This is a genomic window from Nonomuraea sp. NPDC005650 (assembly GCF_040605375.1).
GTDB lineage: Bacteria > Actinomycetota > Actinomycetes > Streptosporangiales > Streptosporangiaceae > Nonomuraea.
The window spans coordinates 143,443-161,492 of sequence record NZ_JBEXCR010000032.1; the positions used below are offsets into that span (position 1 = coordinate 143,443).

Below are 18,050 nucleotides of genomic sequence, written 5' to 3' on the forward strand. Positions count from 1 at the left end.
TTCATCCGAACGATCAGCGCCTTGACCGACCCTCGGGTGCCAGGCCAGTGGGTGAAGGAGCGACAACAACACCTCGCGACAGTCGCAGCCGCCACTCCGATCGCGCAGCGAACCCCCAGCTCCCAGCGCGAAACCGGGTTTTCGACCGGGACACCCTTCCACCCCCCAGCGCGAACACATATAGTGAGTACACTTGCACTCAATGTCACGAACGTCCGGCGAGCGGTGTGCCCGCCCATCGACGGAAGAGTGATCGTGCACCCGCAGAAAGGGGATTTTCCGTGAGTCGTGCACTGATCATCGTCGATGTGCAGAAGGACTTCTGCGAGGGCGGCAGCGTTCCGGTGAAGGGTGGCGCGGATCGAGCCGCCGCCATCGCCGAGCTGGTACGGCGCGCCGATGGGCAGTATGCCTTCGTCGTCGCCACCCGTGACCACCACATCGATCCGGGCGCCCACTTCTCCGACAACCCCGACTTCCACGACTCGTTCCCCGTGCATTGCGTCGCCGGTAGCGAGGGAGGCGAGTTCCATCCGCATTTCGCGCCCGCCGTCGACTCCGGGCACGTCGACGAGGTCTTCTTCAAGGGCGCTCACTCCGCCTCCAAGAGCGGTTTCGAGGGCTCGGCCCAGGACGGCACGACACTGTCCGCCTGGCTGAAGGCCCGTGACATCGACGACCTCGATGTCGTCGGCATCGCGACCGATCACTGCGTGAAGGCCACGGCACTGGACGGGGCGCGCGCGGGCTTCAGGGTGCGGGTCCTGCTCGACTACACCGCCGGCGTCGCCGCCGACACCACGCGCACCGCACTGGAAGAACTGCGCCGGGCCGGTGTCGCGCTGAGCGGCGAACCTGTCGTCGCCTGAACACGCCGGCCCGACCTGTTCGCCGACAGTTCAGATGCACCTGCGGATCACACCTCGGCGTTAGTCGCCGAGGGTCTTGAGGTCGGTGACGGTGTAGGCGAGATCGAAGTGGAATCCCTTGCCGATGCGCTGGATGGGCAGGTCGGCGAGTTCTTCGCCGTGGGCGGGGAGGAAGGCGAGGTCGGCGGTGCCGACCCAGGCGTCGCTGACGGCGACGTCGTCCAGGACGGACATGACCAGTTCGTGGACGGCGGGGTTGTCGTGTTGTCCGGCGGCCAGGCGGGGAAAGTGGCGGAGGTTGACCACGGGGCGGTTCATCAGGGCCGCGGGGTCGGGGAGCAGCCGTTCCAAGGTGATCTTGGCTTCGGCGATGCGCTGTCCGGCGGCGGAGGCGGTGGCGGCGAACTGTCCGCCTTCGCCGAGGACCGAGGTGCCGGGGCCGCCGACGGAGTAGGCGCGCGTCTGGTGGACGGCGCCGAGCTTCTTGGGGAAGCCCTGGACCCAGCCACGGGCCATGGCGGAGTCGTTGTCGACGTAGATGTAGGGGCACCAGGCCACGGGAGTGTCGTTGTAGCGGGCGTCCAGGGTGATCAAGAACTCCCGGTACTGCGAGCGTGGAGGGTCCAGGTACTCCAGGGCGGTGGAGGAGTACTGCCAGTCGATGAACATCGCGACGCCGTGGCCGGCGGAGTCCGGGTCGGGCGTCAGGCCCTCGGGCAAGGTCGCCGCGGCGGCGGCGGGGTCGGTGAAGAACTCCACGCCCACCACGGTGCCGGCGTAGTGCCACGGCGGAGCGGACGCCAGGTTCACGATTCCACGGGGAGACAGAGGGACGGTGTAACCCTTCACGACACGAAACTCCTTCGGGGAGAGACCAGAGGGTCACCTCCACGGACGTGGAGTATGAATCGATCTTCGCGTGATCCTGTTTCTGCAGGTTAAGCGGTAAGTGTCTGCAGGAGTGGGTCCGGGGCCGGTGTGTCGCCCGGGGATCACGGACGTCCTGTCCGAGAGCCTGCAGCGCCCGCGGCGAGGTCTACCTGGCCGACCTCAGCGACGGAGCTCGACGCCGCCCGTCGTGATCGGCAGCTCGATCGGCGGCCTGAGCTTCATGGTTGCAGGTAGGGCTGGAAGACGCCCTCGGGGTCCCATCGCGCTCGCACCGCCTGCAGGCGCTCCCACGTGTCGGGTGTGAACGACCGCCGGCTTCGGGACGGAGCGGCCAGCAGATCGGCCTCCGCGATGTAGTGCCCGACCGCCGGCGGCATGACCTTGCCCATCGCCTCGCGCAACCAGCGGATGTTGACCTGGTCGTGCGCCGGGTCCTGCCAGATCGCGTAACCCACGACGTAGCTCCTGCCCAGCACCGAGAAGGCCGTATCGGGCATCGCGGCTCCGCCGGGCGGCGCGGGAGGGATGTTCGCCAGCACGAGTGACTTGCCGGACGGAGCCTTCGCGACGTCGTCCGCGAGCAGCGGCAGCAGCGCGCCGAGGTCCTCCATCGACCAGAGGGTGTCGGCCGCGAAGCGGTGGCGCTCCGGCCAGAGCGCGTCGGAGCCCTCGAACAGGGCGTCGAAGGTGACCGGCTGCTCCGCCGAGCGGGCCAGGGCACGCCCGGCGAGGGGGCACGCTCGGAACTCCTCAAGAGATCGGGCCGCCTCGTCCGCGGAGTCCGCGAAACAGGTGGTTGTGACGACAATCGCCTTCGTCCCGGGCTCCTGCGGCGCCGTGCCGAGCACGACGCTCAGCTCGACCGTCGGGGGGAGCGACGCCGCGGCCTCGACGGCCCAGGACGTCACGTCCGCCACGTACGGGAGCGGGAAGACGTAGGCGCTGGTGGTGATCGCCGCCGGGAGAGGACGCAGAATCAGCCGGAACCGGGTGACGACCGCGAAGAACCCCGGCCCTGCTCCGCGCGCCGCCCAGAAGAGGTCGGCGTTCTCGTTCTCGCTGCACCGGACCACCTCGCCGACCGCCGTCACGGCTTCGATCTCCGCGACGCTCAGGCAGGCCGGCCCCCACACTCCGGGGTTCCAGCCGAGCCCGCCGCTCAGCAGGTAGCCGCCGAGCGCGACGGAGCCGCAGTGCCCCACGGGGAAGGCCAGCCCGTGCTCGGCGAGCGCGGCGGCGAGATCACGGCCTCTGGCGGCGGGCTGCGCGCTCGCCGTGGCCGAGGCGGTGTCGACGGCGCACGCGTCGAGCCGGGAGAGGTCGATGAGCATGCCTCCGTCGCGCACCGAGGCGCCCACCCAGTTGTGGCCACCCGCCCGCACGGCGACCCGCATGCCCTCCGAGCGGGCGAACCTGACGGCCGTCTGGACGTCCCGCTCGGAGGCGGCCTTGACGATCACGTCGGGGAACCGCTCCGGCTTGAGCCCGTTCCACACCGTGGCCGCCCTGAGGGCCTCGTAGCCGGCCTCGCCTCGTCTGACGAGCAGCCCCTTGAGGTCTCGGCCCAGCTCCATGTCGTACATCCTCCAGATGGACGCGCCTGCCGCGGCCGCTAACGGGTGATCACGGCGAAGACGGCGATGGACAGCGCGTAGCACAGCACGATCACGAGCGCTCCGGCGGCGCCGGCGAGGAACGAGCGGGGCACACCGGGGCGCAGCCAAGCCGCGAAGGCCCTGTTGACGAGCGGCATCAGAACCCAGGTGAGGATGGCGACGCTCAGCACGTTGCCGATGAACAGGACGAGGTAGGAGGGCAGGCCCGCGCTGGTCAGCACCCGGCTCACCGTCAGGTTCAGCGCCATCACGGTCGGATAGAGGGCCAGCAGCACGCACATGGCCTGCTTCCAGTTGGGCGGAGCGCCCTCCCCAGCGGCCCCGCCGCCGAACCGGAACCAGCCGCCGAACGCCGACTTGACGGTGCGGACGTCGAAGTCGATGACGCAGTCACGGCCTTCGTCCAGGAGCTTTCTGCGGGTGTCGGACGCGAGCCAGTTCTCAAGGTGTTCGCGGGTGTCGAACCGGGTCATGACCACCCAGTGCGGCTGTACGTCCGGCACGGGCGCGAACGCCTCGAATCCGAGGAAGCCGGGAAACCTCTCCTCTGCCCTGTGGATCCTGTCCTGCCAGCGCGTGTAGTCGCCCTCGCGGCCCGGCCGCACGTTGTGGGAGATCACCGCGGTGACCGCTTCGCTGCCGGACGTCCTTCCCGCGAGGACCTCCAGCGCCGGGGGCTCCTCCAGCAGCGGCCGGACCTCGTCGAGCAGCGCCCTGCGCGACTCCGAATTCAGCCACCCGGTCAGCCGGGCGATATCCGAGAAACGAAAAACAGACACCCAGGAGGGTTGCTCGCCGGGAATCGGCGGATAAACCTCCACCCCCTCGAAACCAGCGAATGAGCGCATGCGCTCATTTGTTTTCTGCTGCCAGTGGCGATAATCCTCCTCGCGGCCTTCGCGAACCTTTGACGAAATGACCACGGTCACGCCGCGCTCCGAGGCCCCACGGTTCGAACCAGGCTTCACCTGGGCAAGTATAGTCCACGGCCGCCCGGAGAAGCATGGCGGCAATGGCTCGGACACGGCAGTCGATCATGACGAAATTTCAGCCTTAATTTACCTGCCGGAGGTTATGAGATGGGACCCAAGGAATTCATGGCCGAAGCCGTGCGACTCGCCACGGAGTCCGTCGTGAACGGCTGGGGCGGCCCGTTCGGCGCGGTCATCACCAAGGACGGGGAGATTCTCGCCCGCGGGCAGAACCGCGTCCTGCTCACCGGCGACCCGACCGCGCACGGCGAGATCGAGGCCATCCGCAAGGCCATCCAGATCCTGAACCCGGAGGCACCCTCCGTTGCGGAGGACCACCTGAACGCCTCGACGCTCGAACTCGTGCCGCACCCGGAAGGATCTCCCGACCTCCTGCCGGAGCGGGCCCGGATGCTCATGGGATACTCCCTCTACTCGAGCGGGGCTCCGTGCCCGATGTGCATGAGCGCCATCTACTGGTCGCGGATCGACTCGGTCCACTTCAGCTCCGACCTCGAGGCGACGAGGAAGATCGGTTTCGACGACGCCTTCCAGTACGAGGACTTCCAGCGGCCCCTCGACCAGCGCAAGATCCGGATCGAGCAGATCTATCCCGAGCTCGGCGCCCAGGCGTACGCCGCCTGGGCGAACAAGCCGAACCACCACCCGTACTGATCCGCCGGCCTGTGCGTGCCGAAAATTACGTCCAGCAGGTGCTGAGCAGACGCTCGGTTTGATCGGTTCCGTCGTTGTATTGCCCCTTCCCCACCGCCATCTCACCCCTCACCGACGAGCTCGACCGGCGCGCGATGGCATGGATGGAGCGCTTCGACCTGTTCCGCGACGACCGGCAGAAGGAGTACTACCGGCGCGCGCACATCGGACGGCTCGTGGGCCGCAGCATCCCCGACGGGCTGCCCGGCCCTCTCCAAGCGGCCACCAACTACTACAGCTGGCTGTTCGTCTTCGACGACGCCGTCTCCGACGAGACCGAAAACGGCACACCCACCGCCGCGGTGGTCACCTATCTGACACGTCTGGCCCGCGTGCTGACCACCCCCGGAACACCGATGCCGCACGACGACAAGCTGGCCATGTCCTCGCTGGACATCCGCTCCGACCTTGCGGAGAACGGCACACCGGCACAGACATATCGATGGATCGACCAGGTCCACGACTACTTCACCGGGCTCAGCTGGGAAGCTGCCATCCGCGAGACCGACCGGCCGCCAAGCCTCAACGACTACATCATGCTCTGGCAGAAAAGCAGCGCCACCGAATCGGCCTTCGCCTTCCTCGAACCCGCCCACGGCTATCTCCTGACCGCCGAAGAGCTCCACGACCCTCGCATCCACGCCCTGCGCGACATAGCCACCGCCCTGGTCGGCTGGGGCAACGACATCATCTCCTACAACAAAGAAGCCTTCCGCGCCGCCCGGTACGACTTCCCCGCGGTCCTGAACCTCATCCCGGTTCTGGCCGCCGAGCACCGTTGTTCCATGCAGGAAGCCGCCGACCAAGCAGCCGATATGCACGACCGGACCATGCGCCGACTGATCGAGCTGAGCTTCCAAGTGCGCCCCCAGGTCCCACCCCACACGGCCCGCTTCATCAACGGCCTGTGCCAATGGGTCCGCGGCAGCCTGGACTGGCACCTGGCCAGCGACCGTTACAGCAACCCCAACAACCCCGGCGAACACACCGCCGACAATGTCGCGATGCCCGCCATCCGCTCCTCCCCGGCCAACGCCATCAACCCGGCGCCCTTGCCGATACCCGCCGTCTCCTGGTGGTGGGACGTCTCACCCTTCCACCCCGCAACCCCCCACGGTCGCCCCCGATGCCTTGCCGGCCCCACGGGGCTCGGAACCTCTGCGGCCAATGCAGAGCTCCTCATCAGGCCGACAGCGTCGGGCCGTCCACACCTTCAGACAGCCGATAGGCCATGGACCGGAACAACCTTCCCGGACGTCGGCCGAGACCGTGGCAAGAACTTCGACACGCTGACTTGACAGGGAGATGCGGCGAGGACCGGACCTCGTCATGGTGGACATCGGTGACGGAAACGACGTAGCGGCTGGGCCACACTCCAGGTCCAAGCTGACCGCCTCGAGGCAGCACCAGACGGCGAGCTCTTCGATCGGGGCGAAGTCGACCGACCTGGGTACCCATCCGTGATCTCCGCCGGAGAAGGCATGTCTGAGTTCGTGCCGGTCGACCTCGCCTGGCACCTCGCTGATTACTGAAGCTGTGCGGCGCGTCTGCCGGCGCAGTGCCTGGACCACTGGTGAAGGCGCATCGGTATCGGTGGGCAGATGCGGGAAGGCTTGCCGGAGCAGCCCGTCGACGTGCAGGCGAGCGGGGCCTCACGTTCCGACCGAGGGGCCTGGGATGAGGCGTGCAATGGGCCCGCTCAGCACAAGGCGAGCGGGGTTGCCGGATACACCTGGCCGTACCCACACGTGTCCACGGGGCACGGCGTCTCCATGGGGCACGGCGTCGACGCTTCGGTCTGGGGGCCGCCGGGCATCGGGGGTACCTCCCGGTCTCTGGGGAACTCTGCTCATCATCGCTGTGAACGGCGGCGTGATCGCGGCCTGCGGTGACCGCATGGCCCGATCGGGCGGGCCGGCCGACGATTCCTCCGGCGGGCTCCGGCCTGCGGACATCTGAGTAGGGCCTACTCAGGCGCCCGCCCGGGAGCCGCCGTTTCACTGGAGGCTCAACGAAGGGAGTCCTCTCATGAGCGATCTGTCACCATCCATCCGGCGGCGGCCCCAGTTCCCCGCCGTCCTGTCGCGCACCGTCCGCCTGCTCGGTGCCGCCGCCCTCGGTCTCACGGCGCTGAGCGCCATGGCGAGCGCCCCGGCCACTGCCGCGCCGAACTGCGCCGCCGCATCGGCGTATTACGACCAGGCTCCCACGAGCGGCAACCTGACGATGGTGCGGCAGGCGGTGCACTGCCTCATCGACGCTGAGCGCTCCAGGGCCGGGCTGAGCCCGCTCACGCGCAACAGCCAGCTCGATGCCGCGGCGGCCGCGCACGCCGGCGCCGCCGCGAGCCTGAAGTGGTGGCGGCCGGGCGCGGACTCGCACACCAACCCGCAGACCGGTTCGACGCCGTACAGCCGGATAACGGGCGCGGGCTACTGCCCGAACCCGCTGTCCTGGGCCTACGCCGAGACCACCTACACCGGCTGGGGCGGGTCAGGCACGCCGCGGGCCGCCGTCCACTGGTGGGTGTACGTCAGCACGTACGGCCACCGCCAGATTGTCCTGAGCCCGACGCTGACCGACGTGGGCATCGGCGCGGCGGCGGGGGCGGCGGACCCGGCCGGCGCGGGCGCGGCGGGCAGTGGGACGTTCGTGGTCGACTATGGGCGCTGCCAGCGCTAACCGGGCTGGGCCGTCGTACGTGGCAGCGTTCCCAGCCGGACGTCGGCCAAGCACCCCGGCCTCGGCAGCCAGCAACTCCCGCTCACAGCGGACCCGATCCCCGCCCGCCAACTCACGTCGGTCACCGACGGAACACGGCCGGCAGCTCGCGGCGCGCTCGAAGCCGGCAACCCGCCACAACCTCCTCGGCGACATCATCACGCCGCTCCGCACCGGGGACCTGGCCGGCTGGCAGGGCCACGTCCGCGAGCGGCCCGCCCGCCAGCGGGCGCGCGACTGCGGTCGACCGGTGTGCTTGGCAGAGAACGCTGACAGCGCGCCCAGGCGCCCGCGATCAGTTCAGACCGGTGAGATCGTAGGCGACGTCGGCCACTCTGATCGCGCGGACCTGGGGGTCATCGATCAGGGCGCGGAGGTCGCGGACGCGGGCGTGCTGGGTGATGTAGGCGTACGCCATTCCGTCAGCGGCCGACTTTCGCAGCAGCTTCAGACCGAGTCCGAACTTGTCCAGGTTGACCGCGTCATGGTCGCGCAGGCCCCCGACCCAGCGACGGAACCCGGCCAGCCCGTTCCGCGGCAGTTCGCCGGGGGCGAGCTGCGGGGCGTCGCCTTGCGGCGCGTCGGCCAGGGGGGTGTCCAAGCGCCAGCTGATCGGGGTCCCGCCGATCCGCCCGTCGTAGATCGCCGTCTCCGGGGGAACGGCTGTGTGCCGCTGGACGAACGCCGAGAACTCGCTCTCCCCCAACGGCTTGGCGAAATCGACCACCGCCAGGGCGTACATCGACTCGGGCAACCGGTCCAAGATCTTCTTGGTGTCCGCCTTGCTCGGAGGGGCATCCGTGCCGACGGAGTCGAGCGCCGTGAACAGGGGTGTCTCCCTGATGAAACCCGGAGGCGGCCATTCGACTCGCCCGAACTGGTTCTGGCTGACGGTGAAGATGGCGCCGCCGGAGAACTGGTTCGACGAGGAGTATCCCCCGGCCCGGAGCGGGGTGAGCCGCACGGTGAAGGAGAGTGAGAACGGGGTGGTGTCGCAGCATCTCATGGCGTCGGTGCTGTAGCCGGGGTTGGCGACCTGTAGGGCCGTGCCGAGCACGTTCAGCATGCGGTCGTCCCGGTCGCCGCGCCGCTGGATCCACTGGGCTCCCAGGTCGAGCAGCAGCACGCCGACGAGCAAGATCGCGGTGGCGGTGAGGGCGGTGCGCAGCACACCCCGCCGTACGGCTCGTCTCGTCTTGCCTGGGTCGAAGTTCGGGATCGGGGGGATGTCTTCCTGCTCGGTCATCGGTGTTCTCCATAGCTTTCGGCGAAGGCTGCGCGGGCCCGCCACAGGGCGGTTTTGACCGACGAGACGGAACGGCTGGTCATCGCGGCCACCTCCGCCAGGGAGAACCCGTCGAAGTAGACGAGCGTGAGCAGCTGTCGCTGCCGCTCCGGCATGCGGTCCAGCACGTCGCGGACCGCGATGGCGTCCGGGGTGAGCTCGGGGAGGCCCAGAGCGTCGGGAGAGGGCAGCGGGAGCGAGATCCGGCTGCGTCGTACATGGTCGAGGAGGACATTGCGGGCGATGGCGAGCAGCCATGCGGCCGGAGACTCGCCGCGCCAGCCGAGCATCGCGCGGGTGGCCTTGACGAACGTCTCCTGAGCAAGATCTTCGGCGAGATGCGGGTCACGGGTCCGCCGCATGAGATATCCGCAGACCAGCTGCCAGTGCTCGCGATAGAGCTGCTCGATACGGCTGCCGATGGTGTCCTCCGCGAACGGGATGTCGTCTTCACACCACCACAGACGAAGCCATCCGCCCCATGGTCACACCCGAATCCGTAACGTCGCACAAGCCGGCGTCTTCAAGATCCGCTCAAGGCCGCTATTACCCGTATCTCGGCTGGACCCGCACAAGGGCCTGAGACAGTTGGTTGGCTGAGGGCACCCCCCCGAGTGCGAACGACAAAGGCGACCCCGATCTAGGGCGGCTGCTCGCCCGCCTGGACGGCGACGCCTTCGACATCGCCAACTGCGGCCACCCGGCCTCGCTCGCCACCACAGACAGAAGGCCCTCAGGCCGGAGCGAACTCGCCGCTCTGGCCGTCGACCTGGACCGCCTGATCGACTGGACCAACATCACCGCCGCCGCCGACCACTACCGCAGCCACCCCGCCGACGGCCTTCAGCAACTCGGTTTCACAACATGAGAACGCTTTGGTGGAGCGGTGGTGGGCAGCGTACGCGACCGGATCCTCATCAAGGTCCTTGCCGAATACGAGACCTACTTCAATATGCATCGTCCGCACCGGACCCTGAAACAGGCCAGAGCGCTGCGGGCGCCACCCGATCGAGTCGACGCCGACATCAAGGACGCTCAACGAGACCGGCTCAGCAGCCTCCTGGACGACGTTTCGTGGAGATATGCCGACTTTGACACCATGGGCTTTTGGTGGATTCACCCTTTAACGGTGCATACATGCGTTCCAGCGCGATCGGCAGAACTTAGGCGTCCTTGGTTGCCGAGGTCCCAGGCGAGGCTACAGCACTGCCCCGATTTCCCAGATGAGCGCCACGGCAACGCAGATCGACAGCCTCTGATTGCTCCGTTCGATGTGTCGGCCGGATCAGACGCCATCGGTCGCTCACCACGGACAGCCTCGACCATCTCCGACAACAGCGCTGCCTTGAAAACGGACGAGATGGATCTCTCGCCAAGGAGAGGCTCGGCGTCCATCCCGCGTTCAGCAGTGCGCGTTTCGACACCTTCTCGCCCCGGGTCTTCTTCGTTGTCCGGCATGGCGGCGTCCGTCGCCGTTTCGGCAACCTCCTTGACCTTGCCGGGGGCCACCACGATCACCTTCTGAGTTATCTTGCACACCGGAGCCCGCCTGCAGAGGGCGTTCTGAACGCTGGTCGCCCCGCCGGGGGTGCTGGTCGATGTGTGCTGGTAGCCCTGGTTGTTGGTAGGACTTTCCACGGAAATCGTTTTGCTGACGACGGAGTCGTTTTCGGAGGGGTCGGGTCCTCCGCCCGTACCCGAGGTGATATCGAGACTCCTTGCTTCGCGCAGCGACTGGAAGCTCGATGTGTCCGCGTACGCGGAAAAAGGTGTGATGCACCCGGCGAACATCGTCGAAGCAGATGCGAAGACCAGCAAGTGAGCCGTGAGAGGCTTCGACCTGATCGCTCCGCCGCGAGTCCGATCAATCATTCTTCTTGCTGTCCTCTGCCTATTAAGAGAGTACCGATAGATTGTGAGCGTACTGATCACCGGCACACCGATCAGGCCTCGACACTCCAGGGCCGGGTTATTGCGGAACCTTTGTAGTAAAATGGTGTGCGTTCGACACGAAGAGGGTCGGGCGGATCCCGTGTTCAGTAGCCCATTCGCTGGGAGATCCTGCAGATCCGAGCCTTCCTTTTGCAGTAGGCGGCCTGCGTTTTGGTCTTGCCGCTGATGGAAACTGATATCTGCTGTGCGCCGCGCATGTTGGTGGGGCTGTTCACTGCCATATAGTTCTTGTTGTGCTTGCCGTCTCCCCAACCGGTGGGACCTGTTGCAACTGCCGGTGGCGGCGTGACGATGCCCGATACGACAAGCGTGAGCACGAACAGCGTGAACCGCCGCATATTACGGCTTACCTCGGTGGGACCTTTCTCGGTGAAGTGGCAAATCATTTCGCGGCACACCTCTCCTGCTGGCGGTCGACGGGGCCGCTCTGCGTTTGCGAACATGAGTGATGCCATGATTTATACCTGCGAAAGGACGCCGACCCGATCCAGGCCGAAACGGTTTCACAGAAAATTACCCGCCGATGATTGTAAAATGACATCGCTTCGCACGGTAATCACCTGTTGGAGTCCGCCGGCGAAGGCTTACTATTGTTTGCGCGCGGGGGCTGTGCGCTGCATCCAGGCGAAGTTCCGGGAGGGAAGAAGGAGCAGTTGGCCAATCGACCTCATCTTGCCGCTCATCCCGCTCGCCCTTCATGACGTACGGGTGAAGGCCGGTGCGGTGCCAGAACGGCGAATACTGTTGCCGATCCGGGCGTTTGCAGGGCGATCAGGCTGCTCTGCGGTGCTCACTGATCAGTCCGGTGACGGTCCTTCGAGGCAGCGTTCCGCGAACGCGTTCGCCCTTGGCGACCGTACAGGCGTCTTGATGACCCGCCACACCACTGGCGGCGAACACCTCATCAAACGGAGCGGGAGAACCTACCGTCACGGGCCCGGCTGAGAAACCTGCAGGCGCCGGCGCGTTCACCGATTGCGTCGGCGGGAGTGGTGTACGAGTTTGACCTGGTCACAGGCGTGGCGTCAGGAAATCACGACGACCATCGCGTGATCCTCGCTGACGGGGCTGTGGACGCAGATGCGCGACCACCTGGAGTGGATGCGGCGGCACCACCCCACCACCTGCTTCCACGGGCTCGACCTGGGCGGCTCGAACGCCTCCCTGCTCCCCGGCCTGGACGCCGTGCTCGTTTACCTCGCGCAGGCCGATCCCGAGTTCCAGGCCGACCTGAGCATCCGGGAGACGGCCGCGGCCACCGCGGCGACGTCCGCGCCCGCGGCCCTCGCCGCCTACGGTGCTCTCCCCTCCGAGGCCAGAGATGCGTTGACGGCAGGTCTCGCCGACCTCACCGCACACATGACAGGCAGGCGGCTGGACTACCTGCGGCGCACCACCGCCGAGGACCACCGGCGCGGCGCTCGGGTCACTGCGCGTCGCGGTCGCCCTCGACACGGTCGTCCACGCGATGAGCCGTGGCGACATGCAGAGCGCGATGATCAACCGCGACGCCGCGATCGCCGAGACGGTCGAATGGATCCTGCGCCGTGAGGACCGCATCATCCTGGCCGCCCACAACGGGCGCATCCAACGCGGTCCCGAGAGGTGCAAGCGACATTCGCCTGCTGGAAGCCGTAGCGACCGGTTCCGCGCCACCGTGTGACAGCACCCCCCGCTGATCGGGACGGCCCGATCTCCTGGCCGGGCCGGTCGCCTGATAGCCGCTGTCCGGCGCGTTGTCCCTCGTCCACTGCTCGGCGTGACCGCGGCCGCAGCACCCGCGGATCATCGTGCAGGTGCCGACCACGTCATCCCACCGCTCTTGGGCGGGCCTCGGAATGCGGACGGGGGCGGTTGCGGTGAGCGCTGCGGCAGCCAAGGGGACGGCTATCCCGGCGGCGGTTCTGGGCGACCGTTGGCGATCCAGGTGGGGTGGAAGCGGCGGAAGATGATGCTCATGTTCTTGTCGCTGCCCGAGCTGTTCTGCTCGCCCCACTCGATGGCCGCGCCGACCTGGTTGTCGGCGGTCTGCAGCATGCTGGAGTAGCCCCCTTCGACCCCGTTCACGTTCGGCCTGCCGTCCCGTCCCTTCGGCAGGGGCGCGGGAAAGTCGCCGAGCAGGCGGGTGTACGGCCAGCCGACGCCGTCGTCGTAGCTCATCCAGACGCGCATGGGGGTCCGGCTTCGGGAGCTGCCGCCGGGGTGGGGGCCGAGGAACAGGATCCGGTTCGGCGACCCGGCGAAGCGCAGCGTCGAGGCCTGGCAGTCGGGATCGGGCAGGACCCGGCCGTCCGGCTCGAGGTGATCGGCGTAGCCGGAGAAGCCGCCATCGAGGGTGCCGGTGGCGACCAGCCGCTTGAGCAGCGGCGGATCGCCGGCGTTGGCGAACCTGGCACGATCGTTGCGATAGAGGTCGCCGCCGAACCGCTGCAGGATCGTGGCCTCGTCGGTCATGGTGACGCCGGTGTTCGTCAACTCCTGGTAGCGCCAGTCAGTATCCCCTGGCCGCTTGTAGATGTTGCGCCACTTGGCCGGGATGACCAGGGTCCCGTCGGTCATCTTGATGCCGGCGCCGGGGCCGATCGAGTCGTTGAACCATCTCCTGTTCAATGGATCGCTCGGGTCCTTGTGCGGTTTGAGCGTGTCGGTCTTCTCGGTGAGGGTCCAGCCGCCGGTGGGCAGGCCGTTGGCGTCGGTGGCCGACGAGGCCACCCACACCTCGCGGTCGTCCCAGCTGTCGAAGTCGCCGACGCTCGTCCAACTGGCCGCCATCCGGTTGAAGAACAGGTAGACGGTCTGCCCGTCGAAGACCGCGGTTGGGTTGCCGACGGCGTCCGGCCACCCGGTGGCCACCGCCTTGATCCCGGACCAGGTGCCAGGTTTGCCGGAGTCCCTGGAGGTCTTGTAGATCAGGTCGATGTTGCCGTAGTCGTCGTTGTCGCCGACCCGGCCTTCGACGAAGGCGATGACCGTGTTCCCCTTGGTTCGGATCACGGCCGGCGCGCGGAAGGAGTGGTAGTCAACCCGGTAGGCGCCGCTGACGTAGGCCTCGTTGCCTCCGTCGAAGAGCACTTCTGCGGAGGGCGTGGACGCCGCATCGGCCGGAGCCGCTACGAGGAGGCTCGCGGCGACCAGCGCGACGGCCGTGAGCGATCGGACACGTAAAGGTCTCACCGTTCGAAAAGTACAACTATCTGTTGACCATGGGAAATCCGGGACAGAAGAGACCAGCAACCAGTGCCGTGGGGTGGCTGTCGCGGTGTGGGCCAGGCTGGCCCGTCGAGCGATTGACCTGGTAGAGCCGGTGGCCGACGAGACGGGTGTCCCGAAGGACGGCAAGGGCTCACCGTGTGTGGCGAGGCACGCCCGCAATGGTGACGAACTGCCAGATCGGGGTGAGCGTCCATACGGTCACCGACACCGCGTCGAGTCCACTCGATCAGCGGCGGTTTGTGCCGACGTCATGAGATGACGAGGTGGCCGAGGCCGCCCTGGGCTTGCAGTCAGTTCCGCAGCGCTGGGCCCGGCTACATCGTGCAGGTCAAAGGCGCCCCCCGGACGTGGTCGAGTGCAGCGGCTCTGGTCCAGCCGAGGCCGACCCCAACCCGGGATGTCATGCGTACGGCCGCGACCGTACGCATGATCGATCTTGCTGTTACTTGATGGACGTGCCGGTGACCAGCGGCAGTGAGATCGAGGTGCCGGCCAGGTCGACGGTGACCTTGGCCCCGGTGCCGGGTTCGACGTCGGTGCCGGAGCCGTTGCCGGACTCGTCCAGGTTGAAGTCGTCGTTGGTCCCGGTCAGCACCAGGCCGAGCCGGTGCCCGGCCTTGAACTCGTAGTCCTGCGGCAGCATCTTCCAGGTGATCTGGTACGGCTTGCCCGGCGTCAGCGGTGTCGAGCGGCTGAGCGACCTGTGGTTCTGCGCGTCCAGGATCGCGCGGGTGACCACGTTGAAGCCGGAGGTCGCCGTGTTGTCGCCGGCCCGCAGGTAGCAGCCGTCGTCATCGGCCGTGCTCGGGCCGACGCAGTCTTCGCCGCCGATGAACTTGAGGCCTTGCGAGGCCGTCGTGGTGGTCTCGCGGTAGTTGATGCGGGTGTCCTGGCCGTAGTCGACGAGCAGGACGCCCAGGTTGGCGGTCGGCTGGTCCAGCTTGAGGCGCAGGCTCACCGTCGGCGTTCCGGACAGCCGCATCGCGTTCTTCAGCGGCGGGCTCAGGAAGGCCAGCCGGTTGGGGTTGGCGGTGGCGGGGTCGGCAGCCATCGCGATCTCGGTCCGGGCGGTGTCGAGGTAGCTGCCGGTGCCGGTCGAGGGCGTGCCGCCCAGGGAGCCGTCCTGCTGCGGGCGCAGGGTCGTCGGCCGCGCCGCGGGTGCCGGCCAGTCGGTCTGGGTGATCCAGCGGTCCGGGCCGAGCTGCACGTCGACGCGCGGCTGCCGCATGATGTCGTTGGCGATGCCCATCAGTTCGTGGTCGAACCACTTGTTGAGGGTGGTGAGCCACACCTCGCGGCGGGCCCAGAACGGGTCGAGGTGCCCGTACTGCGTCACCCACGCCTTGCGCTGCACGTCGCGGGGCAGCTTGGCCCACCACTCGGAGAACTGGCTGCCCACCACGTTGCGGTCCTGCATACCCATCACCGAGAAGACGCTGGCGCGGACGTCGCGCGCCTTGGAGATCGGCCCGGTCCGGTAGTTGCGTTCGTCCCAGTAGGCGTTGTAGTTGCCGGTGGCGTCGCCGGACTCGGCGTCCATCCGCTCGCGCACCGCCTCACACTTCTCCGCCGGATCCTTGTCGACATGCTCGGACTGCCACCTCGCCCCGCCCTTGAACCAGGTGAGGACGCCGTTGGCGTGCGCGTTCTCGTATCCGCTGGTGTAGGCCGCGATCGGCACGATCGTCTCCAGCCCTGCCACGCCGGTGCCGGCGACGCCGGCGGCGAGTCCTCCCTCATACGAGTGGCCGATCATTCCGGTGCGTCCGGTGGTCCAGGTCGCTCTGACCGGGTCGCCCTTGTCGTCGTAGGCGGTCGCCCGGCCGTTCAGCCAGTCGACGACCGCCTTGCCGCCCAGCACGTCGGGGGCGCCGTAGGAGGTCGGGCAGCCGTCGGACAGCCTGGTGCCGATCATGTCGACGGACACGAACGCATACCCGCGCGGTACGAAATAGTTGTCGTAATACATCGGGAACTTCGTCACGTTCCCGTTCGCGTCGTATTTCTTGTGTTCGATCTCGAAGCCGACACCCGGGTTGTCGTAATACGGGCTTTCCTGCATGATCACCGGGACCTTGAGCCCGGAATCGCTCTCCTTCGGCCGGATGATGTCCACCCGGATCAGGTCTTTCTTGCCATCGCCGTCGCTGTCGACCGTCGACTGCACCCGTACGTGCTCGCGGATGGCGTCGGCGTAGGAGAAGACGGGCTGGGTGAGCCCGCCGGAGACTTTGATCTTCGGCTTCGCCGTCGCGGAGGCGGCGGGAGCGCCGGCGACCACGAGCGCGGTCGCGAGGGTGACTGCGGCGAGGAACCCTCGCCGTCGCGAATTCGACATGTGCATTCCTTCTTGGGCGGGTTGTTTCCAGCAACGGCACCCTTTGGGTGCCAATACGCGAAAGCGTCGAAGGCTCTGGCCCGGCACGGCGGCGCGGGTTTGATCAGGATGAACTGACCGATGGACGCGTAGTCGCCGCGATAGGTGCACGCAACCATCCCGAAGCCGCAGCCGCCGTGAGCGCTCTACCTGATGGACGGTCAGCAAGAGTTCACCCTCGAAGGTGCCCGGCCCTTGCCTGACCGCCCTCGCCGCCGTGTCACAGGGCCGGACAGCCCCCCGTGACAAGCGGTGGCTGCGCGGGGCGACGCCCTGTCAGGCGGCGTCGAGCGCTGCGGTGATCTTGCGGATCATGTCCGCCAGAGTGGGGGTGGGCACGGCCCGGTGGGTGCGGGCGGCTGCTTCGACGGCGACGATGACGGTGCTGCGGAAGTTGTCGGCCTCTGCAGGAGCCTGCTCCTTGAGCAGGTTCATGGCCGCCGTCAGGGCCGGCAGCACCTGGTCGGCGAGTTCGGCTACGGTCTTGCCGTTCAGGTTGATGTCTTTGCGGCGAGCACGTGCCCGACCAGGCCGGTGGCGGGGGCCAGGGCGATGGAGCCGTCGGTGGCGGCCCGGTGAGGGTGGCCGGTGGCGTCAGCGGCGGTCATCAACGAGATGGCGCCGTACGCGGCGGTGCGCAGAGTGAGCTGGTCCTTGCGGCTTTGGCTCGCGGTCAGGAGTCCCAGGTGACCGGGAGGCTCTTGACGCCGTAGATGTCCGCGGTCTCCGGGCGCAGGGCGACCTCGTCGGCCGGCACGGCCAGGCGCAGCGTGGGGAAGCGCTCGAGCAGCGCCGGGAGCGCCACGCGCAGCTCGACGCGGGCCAGTTGCTGTCCCAGGCACTGGTGGATGCCGTGGCCGAAGGCCAGGTGCCCGCCCTCCCGCCTGCGCAGGTCGAGCGCGTGGGGGTCGGTGAAGCGCTCGGGGTCGCGGTTGGCGGTGTTGTAGGTAAGCAGGACCGTCGTGCCGGCCTTGATGGTCTGTCCGCCCAGCTCGACGTCCTCCAGCGCCACCCTCCCGAAGCCCTTGGCCACGCTCAGATACCGCAGCAGCTCCTCCACGGCGCCCTCGGCGAGCTCGGGCTCGGCGCGCAGCGCCGCCAGCTGCTCCGGGTTCTGCAGGAGGGCGAAGGTGCCCAGGGCCAGCATGTTCGCGGTGGTGTCGAACCCGGCCGACAGCAGGATCAGCGCCATCCCCTGCAGTTCCTCGTCGGTCAGGTCGCTGTCGAGCAGGTCGCTGAGCACGTCGTCGGTGGGGTTGGCGCGCTTGGCGGCCACCAGCTCCGCGAGGTACTGCTGGGTCGCGAGGTAGGCCGCGATCAGCTCCTCGTCGCCGACCTCTCCGCTGAGGAACTTGTCGATGTTCTCCTGGAAGCGGCCCCGGTCCTCGTACGGCACCCCCAGCAGCTCACAGATGATGACGGCGGGGATGGGCTTGGCGA

Annotated in this window: 16 protein-coding genes and 2 pseudogenes; 7 read left to right on the forward strand and 11 right to left on the reverse strand. The window is 67.7% G+C overall.

The window, feature by feature from the left end; translation table 11 throughout:
* The first annotated feature begins 281 nt into the window (after positions 1-281).
* Positions 282-869: an isochorismatase family protein gene (locus ABZS69_RS43920; protein ID WP_355383361.1), complete on the forward strand. Its 588-nt coding sequence runs from the start codon at positions 282-284 to the stop codon at positions 867-869.
* A gap of 60 nt (positions 870-929) precedes the next feature.
* Here the strand turns inward: ABZS69_RS43920 and ABZS69_RS43925 are convergent, their stop codons facing one another.
* The 3 genes from ABZS69_RS43925 to ABZS69_RS43935 form a co-directional block, all read right to left on the reverse strand.
* Positions 930-1,718: an acetoacetate decarboxylase family protein gene (locus tag ABZS69_RS43925; RefSeq protein WP_355383364.1), complete on the reverse strand. Its 789-nt coding sequence runs from the start codon at positions 1,716-1,718 to the stop codon at positions 930-932.
* A 260-nt stretch (positions 1,719-1,978) separates the two neighbouring features.
* Positions 1,979-3,334 (reverse strand): FAD-binding oxidoreductase, encoded by a 1,356-nt coding sequence (locus ABZS69_RS43930; RefSeq protein WP_355383367.1) that lies wholly within the window; start codon positions 3,332-3,334, stop codon positions 1,979-1,981.
* Positions 3,335-3,372: 38 nt separating this feature from the next.
* Positions 3,373-4,401 carry an antibiotic biosynthesis monooxygenase gene (locus ABZS69_RS43935; RefSeq protein ID WP_355383370.1) on the reverse strand — a complete coding sequence of 343 codons (1,029 nt, stop codon included), beginning with the start codon at positions 4,399-4,401 and terminating at the stop codon, positions 3,373-3,375.
* A gap of 54 nt (positions 4,402-4,455) precedes the next feature.
* On the opposite strand from ABZS69_RS43935, the gene ABZS69_RS43940 reads away from it, so the two are divergent.
* The 3 genes from ABZS69_RS43940 to ABZS69_RS43950 all read left to right on the forward strand — a co-directional run bounded on the left by ABZS69_RS43940 (position 4,456) and on the right by ABZS69_RS43950 (position 7,743).
* Entirely contained in the window at positions 4,456-5,022 is a 567-nt protein-coding gene (locus ABZS69_RS43940) for a nucleoside deaminase (protein ID WP_355383372.1), read from the forward strand.
* 143 nt (positions 5,023-5,165) lie between these two features.
* Complete coding sequence (locus ABZS69_RS43945) at positions 5,166-6,359, forward strand: terpene synthase family protein (RefSeq protein WP_355383375.1); 1,194 nt, start codon at positions 5,166-5,168, stop codon at positions 6,357-6,359.
* Positions 6,360-7,089: 730 nt separating this feature from the next.
* Positions 7,090-7,743, forward strand: a complete 654-nt coding sequence (locus ABZS69_RS43950) for a CAP domain-containing protein (protein WP_355383377.1) — start codon at positions 7,090-7,092, stop codon at positions 7,741-7,743.
* A 334-nt stretch (positions 7,744-8,077) separates the two neighbouring features.
* Here the strand turns inward: ABZS69_RS43950 and ABZS69_RS43955 are convergent, their stop codons facing one another.
* Together ABZS69_RS43955 and ABZS69_RS43960 are read right to left on the reverse strand one after the other, a co-directional pair.
* Positions 8,078-9,028 (reverse strand): hypothetical protein, encoded by a 951-nt coding sequence (locus ABZS69_RS43955; RefSeq protein WP_355383380.1) that lies wholly within the window; start codon positions 9,026-9,028, stop codon positions 8,078-8,080.
* Positions 9,025-9,531: a sigma-70 family RNA polymerase sigma factor gene (locus ABZS69_RS43960; RefSeq protein ID WP_355383410.1), complete on the reverse strand. Its 507-nt coding sequence runs from the start codon at positions 9,529-9,531 to the stop codon at positions 9,025-9,027. Before ABZS69_RS43960 ends, ABZS69_RS43955 begins: the two co-directional genes overlap by 4 nt.
* A 128-nt stretch (positions 9,532-9,659) precedes the next feature.
* Between ABZS69_RS43960 and ABZS69_RS43965 the strand changes: the two genes are divergently transcribed.
* Entirely contained in the window at positions 9,660-9,935 is a 276-nt protein-coding gene (locus tag ABZS69_RS43965) for a hypothetical protein (protein ID WP_355383383.1), read from the forward strand.
* Positions 9,936-10,183: 248 nt separating this feature from the next.
* Here ABZS69_RS43965 and ABZS69_RS43970 read toward each other — a convergent pair whose 3' ends face one another.
* Together ABZS69_RS43970 and ABZS69_RS43975 are read right to left on the reverse strand one after the other, a co-directional pair.
* Positions 10,184-10,885 (reverse strand): hypothetical protein, encoded by a 702-nt coding sequence (locus ABZS69_RS43970; protein ID WP_355383386.1) that lies wholly within the window; start codon positions 10,883-10,885, stop codon positions 10,184-10,186.
* 218 nt (positions 10,886-11,103) lie between these two features.
* On the reverse strand, positions 11,104-11,475 hold the full coding sequence (locus tag ABZS69_RS43975; RefSeq protein ID WP_355383388.1) for a hypothetical protein: 372 nt from the start codon (positions 11,473-11,475) through the stop codon (positions 11,104-11,106).
* 646 nt (positions 11,476-12,121) lie between these two features.
* On the opposite strand from ABZS69_RS43975, the pseudogene ABZS69_RS43980 reads away from it, so the two are divergent.
* A pseudogene (locus ABZS69_RS43980) lies at positions 12,122-12,683 on the forward strand (erythromycin esterase family protein).
* A 224-nt stretch (positions 12,684-12,907) separates the two neighbouring features.
* Here ABZS69_RS43980 and ABZS69_RS43985 read toward each other — a convergent pair.
* Positions 12,908-14,194, reverse strand: a complete 1,287-nt coding sequence (locus ABZS69_RS43985; RefSeq protein ID WP_355383390.1) for a sialidase family protein — start codon at positions 14,192-14,194, stop codon at positions 12,908-12,910.
* A gap of 146 nt (positions 14,195-14,340) precedes the next feature.
* Here ABZS69_RS43985 and ABZS69_RS43990 point away from each other — a divergent pair.
* A pseudogene (locus tag ABZS69_RS43990) lies at positions 14,341-14,571 on the forward strand (transposase); the annotation flags it as partial.
* Between the two features lie 104 nt (positions 14,572-14,675).
* On the opposite strand, the gene ABZS69_RS43995 reads toward ABZS69_RS43990, so the two are convergent.
* The 3 genes from ABZS69_RS43995 to ABZS69_RS44005 all read right to left on the reverse strand — a co-directional run.
* A complete protein-coding gene (locus ABZS69_RS43995) occupies positions 14,676-16,571 on the reverse strand; it encodes a CocE/NonD family hydrolase (RefSeq protein ID WP_355383393.1) in 1,896 nt (631 codons plus the stop codon).
* A 315-nt stretch (positions 16,572-16,886) separates the two neighbouring features.
* A complete protein-coding gene (locus ABZS69_RS44000; RefSeq protein ID WP_355383396.1) occupies positions 16,887-17,045 on the reverse strand; it encodes a hypothetical protein in 159 nt (52 codons plus the stop codon).
* Between the two features lie 238 nt (positions 17,046-17,283).
* The coding region (locus ABZS69_RS44005; RefSeq protein WP_355383399.1) for a cytochrome P450 at positions 17,284-18,050 on the reverse strand (767 nt) is incomplete at its 5' end.

Coding starts and splice junctions, on each gene's coding strand:
- ABZS69_RS43945 (WP_355383375.1), top strand. CDS start 5,166: ATGGAGCGCTTCGACCTGTTCCGCGACGACCGGCAGAAGGAGTACTAC.
- ABZS69_RS43930 (WP_355383367.1), bottom strand. CDS start 3,334: ATGGAGCTGGGCCGAGACCTCAAGGGGCTGCTCGTCAGACGAGGCGAG.
- ABZS69_RS44000 (WP_355383396.1), bottom strand. CDS start 17,045: ATGAACCTGCTCAAGGAGCAGGCTCCTGCAGAGGCCGACAACTTCCGC.
- ABZS69_RS43975 (WP_355383388.1), bottom strand. CDS start 11,475: ATGGCATCACTCATGTTCGCAAACGCAGAGCGGCCCCGTCGACCGCCA.
- ABZS69_RS43950 (WP_355383377.1), top strand. CDS start 7,090: ATGAGCGATCTGTCACCATCCATCCGGCGGCGGCCCCAGTTCCCCGCC.
- ABZS69_RS43955 (WP_355383380.1), bottom strand. CDS start 9,028: ATGACCGAGCAGGAAGACATCCCCCCGATCCCGAACTTCGACCCAGGC.
- ABZS69_RS43940 (WP_355383372.1), top strand. CDS start 4,456: ATGGGACCCAAGGAATTCATGGCCGAAGCCGTGCGACTCGCCACGGAG.
- ABZS69_RS43995 (WP_355383393.1), bottom strand. CDS start 16,571: ATGTCGAATTCGCGACGGCGAGGGTTCCTCGCCGCAGTCACCCTCGCG.